Annotated in this window: 22 protein-coding genes; 14 read left to right on the forward strand and 8 right to left on the reverse strand. The window is 38.2% G+C overall.

Annotated elements, in window-relative coordinates; genetic code table 11:
* The first annotated feature begins 225 nt into the window (after positions 1-225).
* Genes MKY30_RS11555 through MKY30_RS11570 form a run of 4 tightly spaced genes read left to right on the forward strand, consistent with a single transcriptional unit; the run spans position 226 to position 3,580 of the window.
* Positions 226-1,401 carry a M20 family metallopeptidase gene (locus MKY30_RS11555; protein WP_147211194.1) on the forward strand — a complete coding sequence of 392 codons (1,176 nt, stop codon included), beginning with the start codon at positions 226-228 and terminating at the stop codon, positions 1,399-1,401.
* Positions 1,401-2,174: a substrate-binding periplasmic protein gene (locus MKY30_RS11560; protein WP_147211193.1), complete on the forward strand. Its 774-nt coding sequence runs from the start codon at positions 1,401-1,403 to the stop codon at positions 2,172-2,174. Before MKY30_RS11555 ends, MKY30_RS11560 begins: the two co-directional genes overlap by 1 nt.
* Before the next feature lie 31 nt (positions 2,175-2,205).
* The gene (locus tag MKY30_RS11565) at positions 2,206-2,865 is read left to right on the forward strand and encodes an amino acid ABC transporter permease (RefSeq protein WP_147211191.1); all 660 of its coding nucleotides are present in this window, start codon (positions 2,206-2,208) and stop codon (positions 2,863-2,865) included.
* Positions 2,858-3,580, forward strand: a complete 723-nt coding sequence (locus MKY30_RS11570) for an amino acid ABC transporter ATP-binding protein (RefSeq protein WP_147211189.1) — start codon at positions 2,858-2,860, stop codon at positions 3,578-3,580. The genes MKY30_RS11565 and MKY30_RS11570 overlap by 8 nt, the downstream gene beginning before the upstream one ends.
* 78 nt (positions 3,581-3,658) lie before the next feature.
* Here MKY30_RS11570 and MKY30_RS11575 read toward each other — a convergent pair whose 3' ends face one another.
* Positions 3,659-4,141: a glutathione peroxidase gene (locus MKY30_RS11575; protein WP_147211187.1), complete on the reverse strand. Its 483-nt coding sequence runs from the start codon at positions 4,139-4,141 to the stop codon at positions 3,659-3,661.
* A gap of 196 nt (positions 4,142-4,337) precedes the next feature.
* Here MKY30_RS11575 and MKY30_RS11580 point away from each other — a divergent pair, with 196 nt between their 5' ends.
* Complete coding sequence (locus MKY30_RS11580; RefSeq protein WP_341083990.1) at positions 4,338-5,027, forward strand: hypothetical protein; 690 nt, start codon at positions 4,338-4,340, stop codon at positions 5,025-5,027.
* A gap of 46 nt (positions 5,028-5,073) precedes the next feature.
* Here MKY30_RS11580 and trhO read toward each other — a convergent pair whose 3' ends face one another.
* Positions 5,074-6,051 (reverse strand): oxygen-dependent tRNA uridine(34) hydroxylase TrhO, encoded by a 978-nt coding sequence (trhO, locus tag MKY30_RS11585; RefSeq protein WP_156985650.1) that lies wholly within the window; start codon positions 6,049-6,051, stop codon positions 5,074-5,076.
* Positions 6,052-6,281: 230 nt separating this feature from the next.
* Between trhO and MKY30_RS11590 the strand changes: the two genes are divergently transcribed.
* The 5 genes from MKY30_RS11590 (at position 6,282) to MKY30_RS11610 (ending at position 10,221) form a co-directional block, all read left to right on the forward strand.
* Positions 6,282-6,494, forward strand: coding sequence for a spore coat protein (locus tag MKY30_RS11590; protein WP_147211184.1), 213 nt, complete (start codon positions 6,282-6,284; stop codon positions 6,492-6,494).
* A gap of 257 nt (positions 6,495-6,751) precedes the next feature.
* Complete coding sequence (locus tag MKY30_RS11595; RefSeq protein WP_156985649.1) at positions 6,752-7,285, forward strand: spore coat protein; 534 nt, start codon at positions 6,752-6,754, stop codon at positions 7,283-7,285.
* 34 nt (positions 7,286-7,319) lie between these two features.
* Complete coding sequence (locus MKY30_RS11600; protein WP_147211182.1) at positions 7,320-7,751, forward strand: spore coat protein; 432 nt, start codon at positions 7,320-7,322, stop codon at positions 7,749-7,751.
* A gap of 217 nt (positions 7,752-7,968) precedes the next feature.
* Positions 7,969-9,630, forward strand: a complete 1,662-nt coding sequence (locus MKY30_RS11605) for an IS1182 family transposase (RefSeq protein WP_341083900.1) — start codon at positions 7,969-7,971, stop codon at positions 9,628-9,630.
* A 390-nt stretch (positions 9,631-10,020) separates the two neighbouring features.
* The gene (locus tag MKY30_RS11610) at positions 10,021-10,221 is read left to right on the forward strand and encodes a cold shock domain-containing protein (RefSeq protein ID WP_198048619.1); all 201 of its coding nucleotides are present in this window, start codon (positions 10,021-10,023) and stop codon (positions 10,219-10,221) included.
* 100 nt (positions 10,222-10,321) lie between these two features.
* On the opposite strand, the gene MKY30_RS11615 is transcribed toward MKY30_RS11610, so the two are convergent.
* Entirely contained in the window at positions 10,322-11,218 is an 897-nt protein-coding gene (locus tag MKY30_RS11615) for an NAD(P)-dependent oxidoreductase (protein WP_341083993.1), read from the reverse strand.
* A 224-nt stretch (positions 11,219-11,442) separates the two neighbouring features.
* On the opposite strand from MKY30_RS11615, the gene MKY30_RS11620 reads away from it, so the two are divergent.
* Positions 11,443-12,054 carry a TraR/DksA C4-type zinc finger protein gene (locus MKY30_RS11620; RefSeq protein ID WP_147211179.1) on the forward strand — a complete coding sequence of 204 codons (612 nt, stop codon included), beginning with the start codon at positions 11,443-11,445 and terminating at the stop codon, positions 12,052-12,054.
* Positions 12,055-12,185: 131 nt separating this feature from the next.
* Here the strand turns inward: MKY30_RS11620 and MKY30_RS11625 are convergent, their stop codons facing one another.
* Both MKY30_RS11625 and MKY30_RS11630 read right to left on the reverse strand, forming a co-directional pair.
* Entirely contained in the window at positions 12,186-13,061 is an 876-nt protein-coding gene (locus MKY30_RS11625) for a hypothetical protein (RefSeq protein WP_339284859.1), read from the reverse strand.
* Positions 13,062-13,688: 627 nt separating this feature from the next.
* On the reverse strand, positions 13,689-15,041 hold the full coding sequence (locus tag MKY30_RS11630) for a S1C family serine protease (RefSeq protein ID WP_147211176.1): 1,353 nt from the start codon (positions 15,039-15,041) through the stop codon (positions 13,689-13,691).
* 260 nt (positions 15,042-15,301) lie between these two features.
* Here MKY30_RS11630 and MKY30_RS11635 point away from each other — a divergent pair, with 260 nt between their 5' ends.
* Both MKY30_RS11635 and MKY30_RS11640 read left to right on the forward strand, forming a co-directional pair.
* Positions 15,302-15,991 carry a response regulator transcription factor gene (locus tag MKY30_RS11635; RefSeq protein ID WP_147211175.1) on the forward strand — a complete coding sequence of 230 codons (690 nt, stop codon included), beginning with the start codon at positions 15,302-15,304 and terminating at the stop codon, positions 15,989-15,991.
* A gap of 2 nt (positions 15,992-15,993) precedes the next feature.
* Positions 15,994-17,361, forward strand: coding sequence for a sensor histidine kinase (locus MKY30_RS11640; RefSeq protein WP_147211173.1), 1,368 nt, complete (start codon positions 15,994-15,996; stop codon positions 17,359-17,361).
* 84 nt (positions 17,362-17,445) lie between these two features.
* Here the strand turns inward: MKY30_RS11640 and MKY30_RS11645 are convergent, their stop codons facing one another.
* The gene (locus MKY30_RS11645) at positions 17,446-17,757 is read right to left on the reverse strand and encodes a hypothetical protein (RefSeq protein ID WP_339284862.1); all 312 of its coding nucleotides are present in this window, start codon (positions 17,755-17,757) and stop codon (positions 17,446-17,448) included.
* Between the two features lie 172 nt (positions 17,758-17,929).
* On the opposite strand from MKY30_RS11645, the gene typA reads away from it, so the two are divergent.
* A complete protein-coding gene (typA, locus tag MKY30_RS11650) occupies positions 17,930-19,750 on the forward strand; it encodes a translational GTPase TypA (protein ID WP_147211171.1) in 1,821 nt (606 codons plus the stop codon).
* A gap of 93 nt (positions 19,751-19,843) precedes the next feature.
* Here the strand turns inward: typA and MKY30_RS11655 are convergent, their stop codons facing one another.
* Both MKY30_RS11655 and MKY30_RS11660 read right to left on the reverse strand, forming a co-directional pair.
* Positions 19,844-20,530 (reverse strand): LrgB family protein, encoded by a 687-nt coding sequence (locus MKY30_RS11655; RefSeq protein ID WP_147211169.1) that lies wholly within the window; start codon positions 20,528-20,530, stop codon positions 19,844-19,846.
* On the reverse strand, positions 20,523-20,891 hold the full coding sequence (locus MKY30_RS11660) for a CidA/LrgA family protein (RefSeq protein ID WP_147211168.1): 369 nt from the start codon (positions 20,889-20,891) through the stop codon (positions 20,523-20,525). The genes MKY30_RS11655 and MKY30_RS11660 overlap by 8 nt, the downstream gene beginning before the upstream one ends.
* Positions 20,892-20,953 lie beyond the last annotated feature (62 nt).

A 20,953-nucleotide genomic window follows, 5' to 3' on the forward strand; every position in this document is an offset into this window, starting at 1 on the left:
ATGAAGATGGATACCGCTATGATGGTTTATTGGGGAATTAAAGTAACCTTTCTTAGTAAAAATACGATCCTGGGTTGAGGGATATACTTCTTGTAAATATCAATATATAAGCTTGAATAATTATCTGAAAATATAATTATTATTTTGCCTATTGCATAAGCATGCAAAATCGTGTTATAAATATACATATTAATTAATAATTATACATTAAATGAGGGAATAAATATGAAGTCAAATTTAAAAAACGAACTAGATAAAGTAATTAATGATTTAACGAACTTGAGCGACACTATTTTTGATAATCCAGAGCTTGGAGATCAAGAATATGAATCTATGAAGCTATTAACAGATTATTTAACGTCACATCAATTTAAAGTAGAAAAAGGGATTGTTGGTCGTGATACGGCCTTTAAAGCAACCTACTCAAGCGGAAAGCCTGGTCCTCAAATTGCATATCTGGCCGAATATGATGCACTTCCAGGTGTAGGTCACGGCTGCGGGCATAATTTAATTGGAACGATGAGTGTCGGTGCAGGAGTTGTATTAAGTAAAGTTATTGATGAAATTGGCGGCACTGTTTATGTATTCGGTACTCCTGCAGAGGAAACAAACGGAGCTAAAGTACCGATGAGTGAGCAGGGAGTGTTTGACGGTATTGATGCTGCGATGATTTTGCATCCAAGTGATACATCACAGGTAAGCGGCGAATCACTGGCTATGGATGCAATCCAATTTGAGTATCATGGAAAAACAGCACATGCTGCAGCAGCTCCGGAAAAAGGGATTAATGCCTTAGATGGTGTGCTTCAATTGTTTAACGGTATTAATGCATTGAGACAGCATGTGAAATCAGATGTCCGTATTCATGGAGTTATTCCTGATGGAGGACAAGCTGCGAACGTGGTTCCTGATAAAGCAGTTGCACAGTTCTATGTCCGGGCAAATAATCGTCCTTACCTTAATGAAGTAGTAGAAAAGGTAAAGCATATTGCTGAAGGAGCAGCTTTAATGACTGGAGCAACATTAAATATATCCAACTATGAATTAAGCTATGACGATATGACAACGAATCAGGTTTTATCTGATTTGTTTACTGCAAATTTAAAAGAGACAAGCCGCCTGCCTGTTTATGGAGCAAAAGAATCTTATGGTTCGATTGATATGGGAAATGTCAGCCAGGTAGTTCCGGCTATTCATCCGTATATCGGCTTAAACAAAGAAGGCTTAATTGCTCATACGAAAGAATTTGCTAATCAGACTATTACTGAGGATGGGCATCTGGCATTGTATGAAGGGGCTCTTTCTTTAGCGAAAACAGGCTATGATTTATTGACAAATGAAGAAGCGGTTCAGGCAATGAAGGAAGAATTTAATAAAAACAAAGAAGAGGTAAACGTCTAATGAAAAAAAAGCTCATTTTACTTTTCAGCACATTACTATTTACAGCTTTACTGGCTGCTTGCGGATCAGATGATAATGAATCTGAATCATCTGGCGGGGATAAAAATGTATTAAAAATGGGAACATCAGCTGATTTCCCTCCATATGAATCACGAAATCCTCAAGGTGAGTTTGAAGGATTTGATATTGAATTAGGAAAGCTTATCGCTGAAGAACTGGATATGGAATTAGAAATTGAAGATATGAAATTTGAAGGTCTGATTGGTTCCTTGCAAGCAAATCGTGTGGACATGGTCATATCAGGAATGAATGCAAGCGAAGACCGTAAAAAGAATGTAGACTTCTCTAATGTTTATAATGATACTGGACAAATGTTTGTTACCAAAGATAAAGCAATGGAATCTTTAGATGAGCTTGAAGGAAAAACACTTGGTGTACAACTGGGCTCCATTCAAGAAAATGGCGCAGATGCTTTAGCGGAAGAGTATAATATTGAGGTGAAAAAGGTAGATGATGCCGGGATTTTAGCTCAGGAATTGAATGCGAACCGTATCGATGTTGTCTATCTGTCTAAGGAAGTTGCTCTGGGATATATGGATTCCCAAGGATTCTTTGGATTTGATGATCCCAATTCTTCAACTGAGGGTATGGCAATCGCATTCCCTAAAGACAGTGATTTAGTGGATGATGTAAATGCCGTTTTAGAAAAATTAGAAGAAGATGGCACTTTAAAGAGCTTAAAAGAAGAATGGATACCAGGCTCTGTTGAATAAAATACAGCATAAAGAAACGAGGTGATAGGGCATGAATTTGGATTTTTCCCAAATCGTGCCTTATATTCCTTTTATACTAGAAGGAATAGGTGCAACATTAAAGTTTGTTAGTGTATCCATTTTGGCAGGGTTTATATTGGGTACTATTTTGGCAATTTTTAAAATAACGGGCTTTTGGCCGTTGAAGGCAATTGCAGATGTATATACATCTATTTTTCGCGGTACACCACTTATTTTGCAATTAATGATTATATACTTAGCAATCCCCCAATTAACTGGCTATGATATATCGGCATTTTTATCCGCTGTATTAGCATTCGGCTTGAACTCAGCCGCGTATGTATCTGAAATTATCCGTGCCGGTATTATGGCAGTGGATAAAGGACAGACCGAAGCAGCCAAAGCGTTAGGTGTTCCTTATCGTTCCATGATGCTAAATATTATTTTACCGCAGGCATTTAAAAATATTCTTCCTGCACTCATGAATGAATTTATTACATTAACAAAAGAGTCGGCATTAGTTTCTACTATTGGCTATCTGGATTTAATGCGCCGTGCACAAATTGCCGGAGCCGATTTATATAGAAACTTCGAACCGCTCTTTTTCGCAGGAGTAATTTATTGGGTGATGGTTACCATACTAACTTTGGCTGGAAGGTATGTTGAACGGAGGATGAGACAGAGTGATTAAAGCAGATAATATAACAAAGGTATTTGGTAAGAATGAAGTGTTAAAAGGTATCAGTACAACAGTTGGAAAAGGTGAGGTTGTGACAATTATCGGCCCTTCCGGATCTGGAAAATCAACCTTTCTGCGCTGTCTTAATCTATTGGAAGAGCCAACCTCTGGACAAATTTATATAAATGATGAGGAAATTACTTCTCCAAGGGTTAACAAAATGGAAATAAGAAAAAATATTGGAATGGTATTCCAGCATTTTCATCTTTTTCCCCATATGACTGCTTTGGAGAACGTAATGTATGCACCACAAAAAGTAAAGGGTTTATCGAAAAAAGAAGCGGAGCAGATTGGGAAAAACCTGCTGGCAAGGGTAGGTATGACCGATAAAGAAAAAGCATACCCCAATCGACTGTCTGGCGGACAGAAGCAGCGTGTTGCCATCGCCAGAGCACTCGCAATGGAACCGGAAATTATGCTTTTTGATGAACCAACTTCCGCACTTGATCCGGAAATGGTAAAAGAGGTACTCGACGTTATGAAAGGCTTGACGGAGACAGGCATGACGATGGTAATTGTTACGCATGAAATGAATTTTGCAAAGGAAGTTGCAGATAAGGTACTCTTTTTAGATGATGGTGTATTGCTGGAAGAAACGGAGCCAAATACATTCTTCACTAATCCAAGCACCGAACGGGCCCAAAGCTTTTTGGAAAAAGTACTCTAAAGATAAAAGCGCGGAAGATAGATTGAACATGGTTTAAACTAAGTCATGTTCTTAATATATCCTCTGCGCTTTTATTGCTTATCCATCTAGAAGTGCTTCCACATCCTTCTCTATTATATCCGGGTTCTTTTGCGGACCAAATCGTTTTACAACTTGTCCATCTTTATCAATAAGAAACTTTGTAAAATTCCATTTAATTTGTTCGCCAAGTATACCTTTTTGCTCGCTTGTTAAAAAAGCAAAAAGAGGATGTGCATTTTTTCCTTTTACATTCACTTTAGAAAACATTTGAAAGGAAACCCCATAATTCTGTTTGCAAAACTGGTTAATCTCTTCATCCGCTCCAGGATCCTGATGTCCAAATTGATTGCATGGAAAGCCAAGCACTTCAAAGCTCTGATCTTTATATTGGTCATACAATTTCTGCAGTCCGTTAAATTGAGGAGTAAAGCCGCATTTACTGGCTGTGTTTACGATGAGCAGCACATCCCCCTTATAATCTGACAGCGGCTTCTCTTCACCCTCAATTGTTTTTGCTGAAAAATCGTATATACTTGTCATATTACTCCTCCTTAAAAAAATGATAAGATGTAAATGCATCTAAAAGTGTGTGTTCAAAAAGTCCGATGAATAGGACCAAGAAACTCCCGTCAACGCAGAAACTCGCCGTGTCATTTTTATTAGACTTTTTGAACATCCTCTAAAAGAATAGCTCTATCTGATTTAATTGTATCATAGCAAGAAAGGACGTTTACCTGTGACAGAAATTGTAAAATATCTCCCATTAAATGGGGAAGATAAAAATACTTATTTACGCTACCTCACTACTACTGATTTACCCGAAATTATAGAGCTGCAAACGGCAGTTTATGAAGCATTGGAGGATAAAAACAGACTTGAGCCCTTAGACGAGGACGAGTTCCTTACAATATTAGAGGGAGATTCGCTGATGGTCGGCATTTTTCATCAGGAGAAGCTGGTTGCATTTCGGGCTTTTCTAAATCCGGCTGCAGATGAAGAGGGGCTGGGAAAAGATATCGGGCTGACAGAAGAAGATTATGCACAAATTATCTATTCGGAGATTTCTAATGTACATCCTGATTTTCGGGGGAATCGATTGCAGACAAGAATGGGAAAATTTATTATGGAGCAGTTGGATTCAACTGCATATCGCTATGTTTTAGCTACAGTTGCCCCGGGAAATATTCCGAGTATGAAAGATAAATTTGCTCTGGGAATGCGGATTTATAAAATGAAGGAAAAGTATGGCGGGAAGCTGCGTTATATTTATTGTAATGATTTACAATTGCACAACGTTGGTGATGGAGAACATAGAGAAATAAAAATGAACGATATTACTGGTCAAGCAAATCTTATGGAGGAAGGGTATATCGGTACTGGAATGAAAAACAAGGATAATGAATGGCTGATTATTTATCAAAAATAATAAACAGGCTGGAGAATCTCCAGCCTGTTTTCGATTATATATTTATTTAAACAGTTGTTGTTTCCGGAAGTGTTTCGCCAATAGCTGCTAAACGCTCTTTAACTTCTTCTGTAGATAAATTATGCTCTTTTACATAAAGATTACGTGGGCTGATACGGCATTCATGTGTGCATCCGCGTAAATATTTATGTTCATTCTCTTCAGAAGCGAGAATTTGATTATTACATTCGGGATTTGCACAGTTTATATAACGTTCACAAGGTTCCCCGTCAAAGTAATCTTTTCCGACAATAACATGCTCTTTGCGGTTAACAGGAACGCTGATACGTTCATCAAATACATATAGCTGTCCATCCCATAATTCGCCCTGAACTTCAGGATCTTTTCCATAGGTAACGATACCGCCATGTAATTGGCTTACGTCCTCAAAGCCTTCATCCTTGAGCCAGCCGCTAAATTTCTCACAGCGAATGCCTCCTGTGCAATACGTTACAATTTTTTTATCTTCAAGCATTTCTTTATTTTCCTGTACCCAATCCGGCAATTCACGGAAGGTTTGAATGTCTGGACGGATTGCTCCGCGGAAATGGCCCAAATCAAATTCGTAATCATTGCGGGCATCCAATACCACTGTATTTTCGTCCTTTAATGCTTCATAGAATTCTTTTGGCTCTAAGTACTTACCAGTAGTTTCCAATGGGTTAATATCATCCTCTAAACGAAGCGTAACTAATTCACCTCTTGGGCGTACATGCATTTTTTTGAAAGCATGTTTATCATGAGCGTCCACCTTGAATACCATATCTTCAAAGCGGGGATCAGCATGCATATGCTCCATATAGGCATTTGTCTGCTCAATAGTACCTGAAACTGTTCCGTTAATACCTTCCTCAGCTACCAGAATACGCCCCTTCAGCCCAAGTTCTTTACAGTACTTAAGGTGCTCTGCAGCGAATGTTTCAGGATCCTCAATGTGTACATAATTGTAATAAAGTAAAACCTGATAATCTTGTTTTGTTTCCATTTGGTATACCACCTGTTCATTTTGTATTTGCAAGATACACAAATGAGTCTGGTTTTGTTTATTCATTTTTCGTCTTGCAATTTTTTATTTTAGCATGTTTCTCTGCTTGATTCCAGTCCATAACAATGAAATATGTCCACCATTATTTAGAAGCCCTTGGACTCGAGCATAGTCAATCCAGTCCTGCCCTCCATAAAATGAAGTATCTATGATGGAAGGAGGAAAAAACAATGAGTGAATCATCTAAAAAAGCAACGATGCCGGATAAACTGGTTGAGGTAATGGTGGACAGTGTTTTTCGTAAAAATGGTATAAAGCCGGAAGAGGTCAAAAATAACCTTTCTGAAAAGCAGCGCGAAATGCTGAAGGAAATGGTTACGGATTTAAAACAGCAAGTGGAGGAGTTTCAGCAAAAAAGGAATGAATCTAAAACGGAAGAGTAGTGATTTTGAAAATGTGGAGAAAATCAATTATTTCTTCACATTTTTATGTGGCAGTAAAAACACCATGATGCTATTCCTATTCTTATAGATTAGAGATGAAAAGAAATTTTCTCTTTATAAGGCTTCTTTTATTGCATATTCCCTAAATTTGGACTAGGTGATTTTGTTATTTTCCGTGTTCTTTGTGCGGGTGTACAGGAAGTATAGTTATCAATACCATAAATTATTTTAGTACTTTTAGAAAGGAGTGTTAATTGATGTCTGTCTACAGAAGTAAAACAGAAGGAACAAATCGTTTTCATGAAGATTTATATGGAGACGATTATGCGTGTCAGCCTAAAGAAACAGACTGCGATACAAATAATTACCAATCTGCACCGGCTTATTTTGAAAATTCCTTTAGTCCGAATTTTGGTGAGGCAAGTGTTGTTCAAACTGGAGATGAATATTCGTATATGGAGCAGGAGTCTGCGGAGGTTATCTGGGTAAAAGAATCATGCAATATCACAGTGAGCTCAACAGACACTCAGATCAGTGCTTCTCTGCAAGCTGCTTTGCAATTAGCTATTTCCATTGTTATTCGTTTATCTATTGCTGGCTCTGCAGATGAAGAAGCAGTCGAACAAGAATTAATGCAAACAATCAGTTCCAGTCAAGTAAATAAACAAAAAATATTTATCTATAATACAAAAGATGCAACTGTTACAACAACGGACACTGATATTTCGGTAAATATTCAGCTGCTTTTACAAATACTCATTGCTTTGGTAATCATGATTGATATTCTGTAATCTCAATATGGTATAGAAAGGAGTGTAAGATAAAATGATGCACAAAAAAGAGTGGAGAGCCTTAGATTACTGTGATGACGACCGTAATAATCAAGCAGATGTAGAGCAGGATGCGAAACAAAAGAACGTAACGAAGCAGTCCTCCGAGGAATGGATTATTATTAAAGATTCCGAGGGAGTTACAGTAACAACGACTGATACACAAGCAGCCATCAGCTTACAGGTAGGTATTGAAGTAGCTATTGCTCTAGTCCTCAGTATTTCATTAGGTGATTCGGATAAGGCAAAGGCTGTATTCCAGGATTTAGAACAAGTGATGAAAACGAAACAAAGCAACCGTCAAAAAACTATTGTCGAAAAATCGAAAAATGTTAATATAACAACAACAGATACAGATATTGCAATTAATATTCAGCTATTAATTCAATTGCTTGTAGCGATTGTAGTAAGTCTAGATATTTTATAAGAATTCTTGGAGTAATCACAATAGAAAAAATTATATTACTTTACCTGGACGAGGCTGGGACAAAAGCCAGTAAAAATAGAAAAAGTGACTTTCTACTATGATTTTAAGTAGGAAGTCACTTTTTTAATTTGATTAAAAAATGAAATAAACGTACAAAAAAAGGATACCTTCTGATAAAGTTAAAGTACCACTACAAAAACAGAATCGAGGTATCCTTATGTTTAAATATTATAACGTAAATCAAGTCGTTTTGCCATTAGATTTCGAGATGAAATTACAAGAAAATGATATTGCTTATACCATCCATGAATTTATCGAACAGATTCCAGAAGAAGCTTTCACCGGTTTTACCCGTCAAACAGGCTGTCCCGCCTATCACCCGCGTATGATGATGAAAATTATTTTATGTGCTTATACCCAGTCGGTGTTCTCTGGCCGAAAAATCGAAGCATTATTAAAAGATAGTGTGCGAATGATGTGGCTTGCGCAAGGATATGAGCCGAGTTACCGTACTATCAACCGTTTTCGTGTGAATCCAGAAGTAAAAGAACTATTGCGTCAGTGCTTCGTCCAATTTCGTTGTCAGCTGGTGGAAAAAGAGTTGATCGATGCGGAGGCTATCTTTATTGACGGGACCAAAATTGAAGCCAATGCCAATAAATTCACCTTTGTCTGGCGAAAATCGATCGAGCGTTATCAAACGAAACTTGTAGAGAAGTCCCATGCCCTCTATGAAGAATTAGTGGAAAAAGAAATTATTCCAGAAATCAACCGGGAAAGCCCGGAAGCTCTATCGACGCAAGAACTTCAACAGATGGCAGCGAATTTGGATAAGTCTGTCCAAACGTATACGAAACAAATCGAATCGATTGAAAAAGCACAAGACCGAAAAGCCCTGCGTTCGGAACGAAAGCAGCCAAAACAAGCCTTAAAACAGGTGCACGATTTCATCTGTCGTCAAGAAAAATATGAAGAAGCCTTGGAGATTTTAGAAGAACGTAACAGCTATTCCAAGACGGATCACGACGCAACCTTTATGCGATTGAAAGATGACCATATGAAGAACGGACAGTTGAAAGCTGCTTATAATGTGCAATTGGCAACAGAAGGACGTTACGCATTAGCCTATGATATTTTTCCGAACCCTACCGATACACGAACGCTGATTCCTTTTTTAGATCGTATTGAAAAGGATTATTTTGCGTTGCCTGATGTCCTCGTAGCTGATGCGGCTTATGGAAGTGAACAGAATATAGAAGATGTCACCCTGAACCGGTTACGAACTGCCTTGATTACCTATAGTATGTACCGCAAAGAGAAGAAGAAAAAATATAAAAATAATCCCTTTAACACCGCTAACTGGGATTATGATGCCGAAATAGATGCCTTTACTTGTCCAAATGGTCAAGCTGTTACTTATCGCTATAACTCCAAACGCACAGACAAGTATGGTTACCAGCGACAATTTAAGGTCTATGAATGTGAAGATTGTACAGGCTGTCCTTTGCGAGAGCAATGTACCAAGGCAAAGGAAGGTAACCATCGGAAAATATTTTATAATGAAAAATGGGAAGCACAAAAGAAAATGATACGAGAACAGCTTTCAGATGAAGAAATGGGCAAGCTTTACGGAAAACGTAAGATAGATGTGGAGCCTTTCTTTGGATTTTTGAAGGCTAATTTGGGTTTCACTCGTTTCTCTGTACGAGGAAAATCCAAAGTGGATAATGAATTGGGATTCGCCTTAATGGCAGTGAATCTGAGAAGATACACTGCCTCTAGCTGCTTTTTTATGTATCTACTTATAAATGATTTCAAAAAAGATGGATTTCACATCAAAACCCAATGTGAAATCCATCTTTTCATTATTTTTGGCTAGTTATGTCCCAGCCTCGTTTAATTTGCCATAATGGAAATGGCTATAAGACTCCCGCTGAATAAAGCTTCCCTTTAACTTATAATTACGTATTTTTCCCCTTTATAAACAGGTGAATAATATCTTATTCCTATTTATGGTAATTATAAAAAATTATGGATTTTATTAAAGCAGTAGCTGCAGTTTTATGAAAACGCTTCTTCCATTGAAAAACGTCGAATTTTGTTTGATAATACTCACCGATATTGACTTGCATTTTTTTATGAAAGGGGTTAAAATAATACTTGCAAAAGGTAATTGGAGTTACAAGAATACTTTACGATCTCTTTTCCAAGACGGTGTAAAAGTATTTAGGTTTCAATGACTTTGCATATCTTGTATAAGGAGGTCATGATAATGACTGGTAAAGTAAAATGGTTTAATGCAGAAAAAGGTTTTGGTTTCATCGAGCGTGAAGACGGAGACGACGTATTTGTACACTTCTCTGCAATTCAAGCTGAAGGATTCAAAACTCTTGAAGAAGGTCAAGATGTTGAATTCGAAATCGTTGAAGGCAACCGTGGCCCACAAGCTGCTAACGTTGTTCGTCTGTAATTCGAATATGAGTAATATAAAAAGCTAGGGTGACCTGGTTAAAAAAACCCGAATGTCTTGAGAGGCATTCGGGGTTTTTTAATGTTGAAAATAAGCTTGCTTATAATGTCAGCTCTGCTTCATGCGCAAGCAATTTAATCAAGGCCTGTGTTCCGCTGTCAGCTTCACCCATATCAGCTAATTCTTTATAGAGCTTTAATGATAGTTCCAGCCCGGGCGCAGGCATTCCCATAGTATGGGCAGATTCTAAGGCGATTTCCATATCCTTGATAAAATGCTTCACATAAAATCCGGGCTCATAATCCTGTTCCAGCATTCTTTTACCCAGATTAGACAGAGAAAAGCTGGCGGCAGCTCCCGAGGAAATAGTTGCTAGTACTTCTTCCGCATTTAATCCTGCTTTCTTTGCATATATAATTGATTCACAAACTCCGATCATATTGGTAGCGATAGCAATTTGATTTGCCATTTTCGTATGCTGACCTGCTCCGGCAGGTCCGAGTAAATGAATTCTTTCACCTAAAACGCGAAATATCGGAGCAATTTCATCATAAGCTTTTTTATCTCCACCGGCCATGATTGCCAATGTACCATTTTTTGCACCGATATCTCCGCCGGAGACTGGCGCGTCTAAAGCAGCCAGCCCTTCTTTTTTTGCTGCTTCATAAATTTCAATTGCCAAGCTGGGCTTAGAGGTTGTCATATCAATAACATAAGTATTTTTTTTCGCATTTTTTAAAATGCCGTTATCACCAAAATAGACTTTTTCTGCATCTGCAGGATAACCAACCATCGTAATAATTACATTACTTGCTTTTGCTAAGCTTGCTGGATCATCGTGCCAGTTTGCACCAATTTCTAACAGTTCTTCCGCTTTCGATTTCGTCCTTGTGTAAACATTCAGGCTATAGCCGGCATCCATTAAATTTTTTACCATGCTTTTCCCCATAACACCTAAACCAATAAAGCCAATTGTTGCAGTTGATGCAGTGATCATTATATCCATCTCCTTTATATAGATGCTTTACCTTGAGTTTGTCACGAAAATTTGCGAAACGCAACTATTTTCAGTTAATATGATTTCAGAATTTTACATAAAAATATTCTCGTTTAACTTGGCAACGATTGCCTTGCATTGAATCATGCAGGATACATATAGTATAAAATGATTTCACAATAAAACAGTAGTTGCTTATGAATGTATAAAGGGGGAGGAGAACAATGACGATTAATATAAATCAGCTGAAGAAGCGTATTCTTGCAAGGCAGGAAGAATTAATCGAAAAAATAAATCAAGAGACAGAGGCAATATATGAATTCAGTCAAGAAGTATCAGGTGAATTATCTAATTACGATAATCATCCCGCTGATACTGGGACTGAGCTCTTTGACAAAGAGAGGGACAGTGCTTTACGAAGGCTTGCAGAATCAGAGCTGGAAGAGATAAACAATTCTCTGCACGCTATGGAGGAAGGAACGTATGGTATCTGTAAGATGTGTGGAGGAAATATTGATCCAGAGCGCTTAGAAGCTTTGCCGACTGCTGATTGCTGTGCGGAGCATGCGGAGAAACCAGCATATCATGGAGATACACCACCCAAAGAGGTATTTAAAGGCAGGGATGATGGTGGAGAAAATAGCTGGGAAGACGTCAAGCAGTATGGAACATCCAGTTCTTCGATAGAGTATGCAGGGAATTTCAATGAATTTGGAGATGAAGAAGAAAGGGAAATTGATGTAGAGGACTTTCTAGCGGCAGATATTGAGGGGAAGTATACAGGTGTGATGCCTAATCATGAGGCATATGAACAGAGAATTGACGATGAAGAATAAGGCAAAAAGTGCTGGAAAACCAACTGGGTTAGATAGCGAACCAAAAACTGCTCCTCAATTTGTATAGTAGAGGAGCAGTTTTTGGTTCACAAAAGATAAAAAAATAAATGATTGCTACTAATAAAAGCAATTTAGAAAAATGGGAAGGAGCTCATCACACCATCAAATATAGCAAAAAATAACGTTTGCAGTAGGAGATAATAGCCTGAAATAAGCTGTATTAAGTAAACAACCATAAGTGCGTATATCTTATCAATTTCTCTTGGAAGAGACTCCATTAATACATAAGCCGGTATAATTAAAATTGGTGCAAGCATAGCCAAAAGCATGACATAAACCATGAAGTCCAGTCCGATAACAGCGAAAAAATACCCTGCAAGAAAAAGCACTGAATAAGGAAAAAGATAGCCGCCTGTTTTTGCAGTTGTACTAAAGAAATTGTCCTGGCTCCCCATAAGCTTTCCTGTGCCGAAAATTACTGCGACAGATATAATAAAGAATAGTAAGAATTTAAGAAAAGGCACCAAAAAAGATTCCACAAACGGTGGTGATGAGGAAGAAATTTCATTAAGTGTAATGTACAATATGATAGTATATAAAAGGGCTGTTAATACAATTGTTATTGCTCCGGAAATCCAGCTTTGTTCTGTAAGGCTTCTTGCTTGCCCGGGGGACTTCAGCTGATTAAGCGCGAACCGGCCAAATCCGCCTGATGCCTTTTTAACTGCTTCTCCAAAGTCATTCATTGTGTAAGGCGTTGTTTCTGGCTGCTGCTGTTGAGCAGTTTGACCAGCTGTTTCTGCAGTTGGCGCTGCCTGTTCTTGACTGGGCTGTGCGTTTGCAGCTTCATATGTCTGTTGTGCCTGAACAGGCTCATTCGCCGGTTTGACAGCTTCTACAGGTTCAGCGGGTTCACTTGGCGTGGTTTCCTGCTGGCTTAAAGGCTGCCCGCATTTCGTACAAAACTTTCCTTCCTCCGTTTCTTGATTACATGATGGACAAATCAAAAAATCACTTCCTTTCAAAATAATTCGACAAGATAAGATAAATCCTGCTTTAATTGTTAATTATATATGAACTTTAGGAGGAAAGGTAGGGGTTATTGGATTGATTTTCTTATTAAAGACGATGTTAAAATAGACTTTTTTGAAGAATAAGAAAGAATATAAAAATGCTGAAGAATAGCCACTCCAACGGTTTTCATGGGATAAATAATCGCAAACTCAGAAATATACTACGCTTTCCGTAGGCCCCGAGCTTATCTCCTCGAAAAAAAAGAAGAGCACTTTTTTCTGTGGAGGCATGCAGGACGTATGTCAGTTCGGTGCCTGAGACAGGACGTCGCGAACTTAACCGAACTTTCTTTTCTGTGTTCTGCGCTTACTCGTCCCATCAGAAAGCGACTTCCCGTAGCGGACATCTCCTTGGTAAGAACACCATCGTTTTAAAGACCAAGTGACTTTCTAGGCTTTTCTTACATAATTCTCTATTCAGCGTATCCTATGCGCGGAAACCAATATTATTCTGAAAAAATGATGCTTTAAAAAAGCGGCATGCAGAGCTCTGATTTGCTCCTGCATGCCGCTTCTAATATTTCTTTAAATATCTATTACGCTTCTTATTCTAACTTTGCATTAAGATTCATTTGTTTGAAGCTCATCCATTTTTAACGTAATGGAATGTACTTCACCATCACGTATAAATTCGATTTCTACATGCTCACCAGCCTGTCCTTGAGCATAAAGCTCTTTTCTGAGATCAATTATAGATTTGACAGGATTTCCATTGATTTTGGTAATGACGTCAAATTGTTGCAGATTAGCATTATCTGCTGGAGAATTTGGCTGTACATTAGCAACAACCATGCCGCCTTCTACATCTTCAGGAAGCTGAATTTCCTGCTGATATTCTGCCGGTACTTGACTTAATGGTGCAGTAGAAATACCAATCAACGGACGGGAAACCTCACCATCTGTTTCGAGTTTTTCAATGATTGGGAGAGCTTCGTCAATTGGAATGGCAAAGCCAATACCTTCTACTTGACTTTGAGCAATTTTCATAGAGTTTATTCCAATAACATCACCGTTTGAATTAACTAATGCTCCACCGCTGTTACCCGGGTTAATTGCTGCGTCTGTTTGCAGAACTTCAGTTACCCAGTCAGCAGCACCGTCTCCATTTGTATCTACCTCTACAGAACGATTTAATCCACTGATTATACCTTTTGTTACACTATTATTAAAGTCCATTCCAAGAGGGTTTCCAATAGCAAGTACTGTTTCTCCCACTTGTGCATCTTCACTGGATCCTAAATTGGCTACCGTATCTACATATTCACCATCAATTTCAAGAACTGCTAAGTCTGTTAAAGCATCAGTTCCTAGCACTGTTGCATCAACCTGATGCTCTTCATCCAGAGCCACTTGGACTTGCTCAGCACCTTCTACAACGTGGTTATTCGTGATAACGTAAGCTTTTCCATCCTCTTTTTTATAAATGATTCCAGAGCCGGTTCCAGCTTCCTGGCTGCCTTCCCACAGGTTTTGCTGCTGCATATTGATGACTCCAACCACTGCTTTTGATACCTCAGAGACATCAGCGGATACATCAGCATCATCAGAAGCCAGGGTAGGGATGACTGAATCCGATGACTGTTCGGATGCTGCGCTTTGTTCTCCCGTCGGGTTTATCGTATCACCAGAAGCTGACAACAATTGATTTCCCAGGAGCATGATAACAAGTATGGCAGAAACAATTCCTCCAAGTGCTCCGCTAAAAAAACCGCGGACCCAGCCTTTAGAAGTTTTTGGTCTTTTTGATTTTTTTTCTGATGAAGCAATATATGTTGTTTGCTGTTCATTTGTCGAATCTTGCTCTGATCTATTTTCTTCAATTGTCGATGCTTCATCATCCGGATGAGTATCTTTATTTTCTATCCCACCCGGTACGTGTTCATTTTTTTCATTTTGATAATCATTATTACTCATTGTAAAGCACCTCCAAGTTATTTGATTTATCTTTATTATAGTGGGTATCGTGGGAAATCTTTTGGTATAATTGTGTAAAAACTGTGTAATCTTGAACTTGATTTGTCATTGGAAGTATATTCATGTAAAAATAGATAGTGTAAAATGAAATTTTATGAAATTTATGCGTTTTTTCAAACTATAACTATATCCAGTATGCAGGCCTTATTTGCAGGAAAAGAACTTCCAGTTTATATTGTATTTGAAGAGGTGAAGAACATATGTCATACCATATCGGTTTGATAGAAGATGATAAAAACATACAAGATATTGTCGTTGCTTATTTGAAAAAAGAAGGATACCAGGTAACCGTATTAGATAATGCAGAAGATGGCTGGACATTATGGGAAAACAACCCTCCTGATATGTGGGTATTAGATATTATGCTCCCGGGGATGGATGGTTATGAATTTTGCAAAAAGATCAGGAATGAAAGTGATGTTCCAATTATTATTATTTCAGCTAAAGATGAAGAAATTGATAAAATCCTGGGCTTAGAGCTCGGAGGCGATGACTATTTAACAAAGCCGTTTAGCCCTAGAGAATTAATTGCCCGTATTAAAAGGCTGTTCAAACGGGTCCAGCCAAAGTCTATCATGGATAAGGAAGCTGATGACCGTGTCAAGGTGGACCAGCTCCTTGTTTATAAGAATGAGCGCAGGGTATTTTTTGAAGGGATAGAGTATGAAACAACTGCTAAGGAATATGATATGCTGCTTCTTTTAGCAGAGAATCCCAACCGTGCTTTTTCCCGTGAGGAATTACTGGTAAAGGTATGGGGTGATGATTATTTTGGCAGTGACCGGGCTGTGGATGATCTAATGAAACGAATCCGTAAAAAGATGGAGAATATTCCTCTTGAGACAGTATGGGGATTCGGCTATCGTCTGAGAAAAGATGAGGAAGCATAGCAATGAAATTACAATCACAATTAAATGCTGCTTTTACAGCATTGCTTCTTGTAATCATGACAGCTGCAGGCTTAGTTATTTATTCGCTTGTTTTAGATGTATTAATTCAAGATGAGCAGCGCCAGCTTGCAGAGACGGGAGAATTATTGATTAATTTTCTTTCAGAATATGATGATGCAAGTGAGTACCGGAATATCAATGACTTTTTACAGGATCAGGATTTACAGCTGTTCTTGTATGACCGGAATTTAGATACGGTTTTATTTTCTACCATGTCAATTTCTGTAGTAAATGAATTTTTCGATGAAAATAACTTTGAAGATAATGAAGAAACATTGTGGCAGCATGGAAATGACCGTTTCGTAACACAAAGAATTATATTTTCCCCGGAGCAATCGGGGCTGGAATTAATCTTATTAACGCCGATCAATGATTTAAGAGCTGTACAGCAAAACTTTTTCTTCCGGCTGGCATGGGTATTTTTAATCGGAGCATTAGCCGCAGTTATTTTAAGCTATTTTATGACGAATAAACTGGTTACGCCATTGTCCCTGCTGAAAAAAGAGCTGAAAAAGGTGGAAAATCGGCAATTTGATCAAATGAAACGAATTCGGGCAAGCGGTGAGATAAAAGAAGTAGAGCAGACTGTCTACGATATGGCACAGACACTGGAGCAATATATGAAATCACAGCAAACCTTCTTCCAAAATGCGAGTCATGAGCTGAAAACCCCCTTGATGACGATTCAAGGCTATGCAGAAGGAATTCGTGACGGTATTTTTGATGAGGAGGATGCAGAAAAAGGCTTAGATGTTATGGTAACGGAGGTCAGTCGGCTGAAGAAAATTATTAATGAGATGATTCTGCTTGCTAAATTAGATTCTCAGCCTGATGTATACGAAGAAACAGAAATTGACGTGCAGACTTTCGTTGATGGAATTTTGAGTAAAGCATTGCCAATCGTCAATGAAAATAAACTGAAGCTTCAGCAGAAGGTGGACGGTTCGATTACGGTCTATGCTGACGAAGAAAAACTTTTGCGAGCTGTTACAAATGTGGTATTTAATGCTATTAGATATGCTCATGAAGAGGTATCTATCCATGTGTATAAGAAAAAGAATTACATCTTCTTTGATATTGAGGACGACGGAAAAGGAGTTTCCGAAGAAGATATGGATAAAATCTTCCATCGATTTATCAAAGGAAAAGGCGGAGAGACTGGATTGGGTCTTGCTATTGCCCGGGCAATTATTGAACAGTCAAATGGAAAAATATACGCTGGAAAATCCAAAAAATTAGGCGGGGCAAAATTTACTATGTGCCTCCCTGTACCTAATAAAACTAAAGGAAATAAAAAATTAAAGTCGTAAAGAATTAAGAAAAGACTTCTTTCTATGCCTAATCACCAGGCGGGAAAGAAGTCTTTTCTATAAAATTATTCAACAGGGAAAAGTTCAAGAATTTGCTTTTTCTTTTTGCCATTTCCTCAAATTATAAAGAATTTCAATAGCAAAAAGAATAATGAAAAAAGCTATAATCATTGTACTATACATTGTTGAAAAGCTTGATAGGAAAAAGATAATGAGTAGTCCAATAACTATAACAGGAATAGACCATAAATTTCTTTTTAATCTGCGTCGATAGCTTAGCCGGTAATAGTTAAATACAAATCCATGGTCTTTTTTTTCTAAGTTTTTACTGGAAAGAAACATGATAAAAGAGACAACTGCTGCAGCAGCTCCGGGTATCAGTATATCTTTCCACATAGAAACCACCCTTTATTATTTATTATTTGAATTATAACACAGGGTAATGCTGTCATAATAATTAATAGGAAACGGACACATATTAAAATAAAAAAATAATTTTACATTATTCTTCAAAATATGATATAATAAATTGGTTTTACATTCGATATGTTAGAGGAGCGTACTATTTATGCAATTAAGAAATGATATTCGTAATATCGCAATTATTGCACACGTTGACCACGGGAAAACAACATTAGTGGATCAGCTATTAAAATATTCTGGGACTTTTCGGGAAAATGAGCACGTAGATGAGCGTGCGATGGACTCTGGAGATATAGAACGTGAGCGCGGGATTACAATCCTGGCTAAAAATACAGCTGTGAAATATGGAGATTCGACAATTAATATCCTTGATACACCGGGTCACGCCGACTTTGGCGGTGAGGTTGAGCGTATTATGAAAATGGTTGACGGTGTTGCCTTAGTCGTTGATGCTTATGAAGGAACTATGCCGCAGACGCGTTTTGTATTGAAAAAAGCTTTAGAACAAAAATTAACGCCAATTGTGGTATTAAATAAAGTAGACAGACCTAATGCACGGCCAGAAGAAGTTATTGATGAAGTATTGGATTTATTTATTGAACTGGGAGCGGATGATAACCAATTAGAATTCCCGGTTGTATATGCTTCTGCATTAAACGGAACGTCTGGTTTAGAGCCGGAAGATCAGCAGGAAACAATGGATCCAGTGTTTAAAACTATTTTGGACCATATCCCGGCTCCAATTGATACTAGAGAAGAACCATTACAATTTCAAGTAACTTTATTGGACTATAATGATTATGTGGGACGTATCGGTGTTGGCCGTGTTGTCCGTGGAACTATTAAAGTAGGACAGCAGGTTGTCGTTTTAAAAGAAGACGGATCACAGAAATCCTTCCGTGTTTCCAAACTATTTGGTTTTATCGGGTTAAAACGGATTGAAATTCAAGAAGCAGTAGCAGGAGATATCGTGGCACTTTCAGGTATGGAAGACTTGAATGTCGGTGAAACAGTTTGTCCGGCAGATCATCCAGATCCACTTCCTTGGCTGCGTATTGATGAGCCGACACTGCAAATGACATTTGTCGTAAACAACAGTCCGTTTGCAGGAAAAGAAGGAAAATATATTACTTCCCGCAGAATTGAAGAGCGTTTGTTAAAACAATTAGAAACCGATGTAAGCTTACGTGTTGATCCAACAAGCTCACCAGATGCCTGGACTGTATCAGGACGCGGAGAACTGCATCTATCTATTCTTATTGAAAACATGCGTCGCGAGGGCTATGAGCTCCAATTGTCTAAACCGGAAGTAATTATTAAAGAGATTGACGGTGTTAAGTGTGAGCCGATGGAGCGTGTGCAAGTGGATGTTCCGGAAGAATACACAGGAGCCGTGATGGAATCTCTGGGAGAACGTAAAGGCGAAATGCTTGATATGTCTAACCAGGGTAATGGACAGGTTCGTATCGAGTTCAAAGTGCCGTCTCGCGGACTTTTAGGATATACAACAGAATTTATGTCACAAACACGCGGTTATGGAATCATTAACCATACGTTTGAAGCATTTGAGCCTGTTATTAAAGGACAGGTTGGCGGACGCCGCGAGGGTGTGCTTGTAGCACTTGAAAATGGAAAAGCTTCTACTTATGGAATTATGAATTTAGAAGATCGTGGGGTTATCTTTATCACTCCAGGTACGGAAGTTTATGCCGGTATGATTGTCGGAGAACACAACCGTGAAAATGACTTAACCGTTAATATCACGAAAGAAAAGCACTTAACTAACGTGCGGTCAGCAACGAAAGACCAGACATCAACAATCCGTAAAACAAGAGATATGTCTCTTGAAGAAGCATTACAATATTTAAGTGATGACGAGTATTGTGAAGTTACACCAGAATCTATTCGTCTTCGCAAAAAAATCTTAAATAAAAATGAACGTGAAAAAGCAGCTAAGAAAAAATAAGCAAAAAGCCGTGCAAATCTCTAACATAAGATTTGCACGGCTTTTTTTATGGATAAAAAACTAGATAGGTTTTCAAAGCATGCTGAATGTGCGTTACATAATAGCTAAGAAAATAGGGACGAGAAAAGAAACAAACACTGCGCTGATCGTCATCGATAAAACACTGATAGCACCCTCTATTTTTCCGTTTTCTAGTGCTTTTGCGGTACCAATGGCGTGGGAAGCAGTTCCGAAACTGAGTCCTCTGGCAATGGGATGCTGGATACGGCAAATTTTCAAAATAACAGGTCCAAACATTGCCCCGCTGACACCAGCTATCATGACGAAAACTGCTGCCAGTGAAACATTCCCTCCTGCTGTATCTGTAATACTGATGGCAATCGGAGCAGTTACAGATTTAGCTGCAACAGATTGGATCAGCCAGCTTTCAAATCCAAAGAGCTTTGCTCCCGCTATTCCGGTAAGAACGCCGGTCAGAGAACCGGCAAATATACCGATACTTATTGCCCCTGCGTATTTTTTTATTAAATGAATCTCCCTATATAAAGGAACTGCCAGAGAAACAACGATTGGACCAAGAAAAATATCTATCCACTGACCGCCAATCATAAAGGTTTCATAAGGAATTCCTGTTAAAATTAAAAAGATGACAATACTGGCTGTTGACAGAAAAATCGGCATCGTAAACGGACTGGGCTTCATACTGTACATCTTCTTTGAAAATTGATAAAGGATAAACGCACCTGCAATAGTAGCTATCCCGGTAAAGAAGCTACTCATAGGATTTCACCTCTTTTTTTAATAGGAAGTTCGTTATTGTTCCACTGACACCGATAACAAAGAAGGTACTTATGACAACTAATAAAATTATAAGACTGCCTTTTCCATAGAAAAAGCTTAAGTATTGAACAACTCCAACCGTAACCGGGATAAAGAAAAAGGGAATATCTTTTAAAAGAAAATCAACTCCAGTTTGAACCCACACTAAAGGAAGGATTTTTAAAAACAGCAGACAAAAAAGCAGCAGCATGCCAATCAGGCTGCCGGGAATGCTGAGAGAGAAGTATCCTTGAATAAGCTGACCAATAAAATTAAAAAGAAATAATACACTAATTTGCAAAATCATTATGAAATACTTCACAATAAACCTCCGTTGTTATTTTACATTTTCAAACCGGCAAAACAAAGCTGCTTAAAAAAGAA

This window comes from Oceanobacillus sp. FSL W8-0428, assembly GCF_038004405.1.
Classification (GTDB): Bacteria; Bacillota; Bacilli; order Bacillales; family Amphibacillaceae; genus Oceanobacillus; species Oceanobacillus sojae.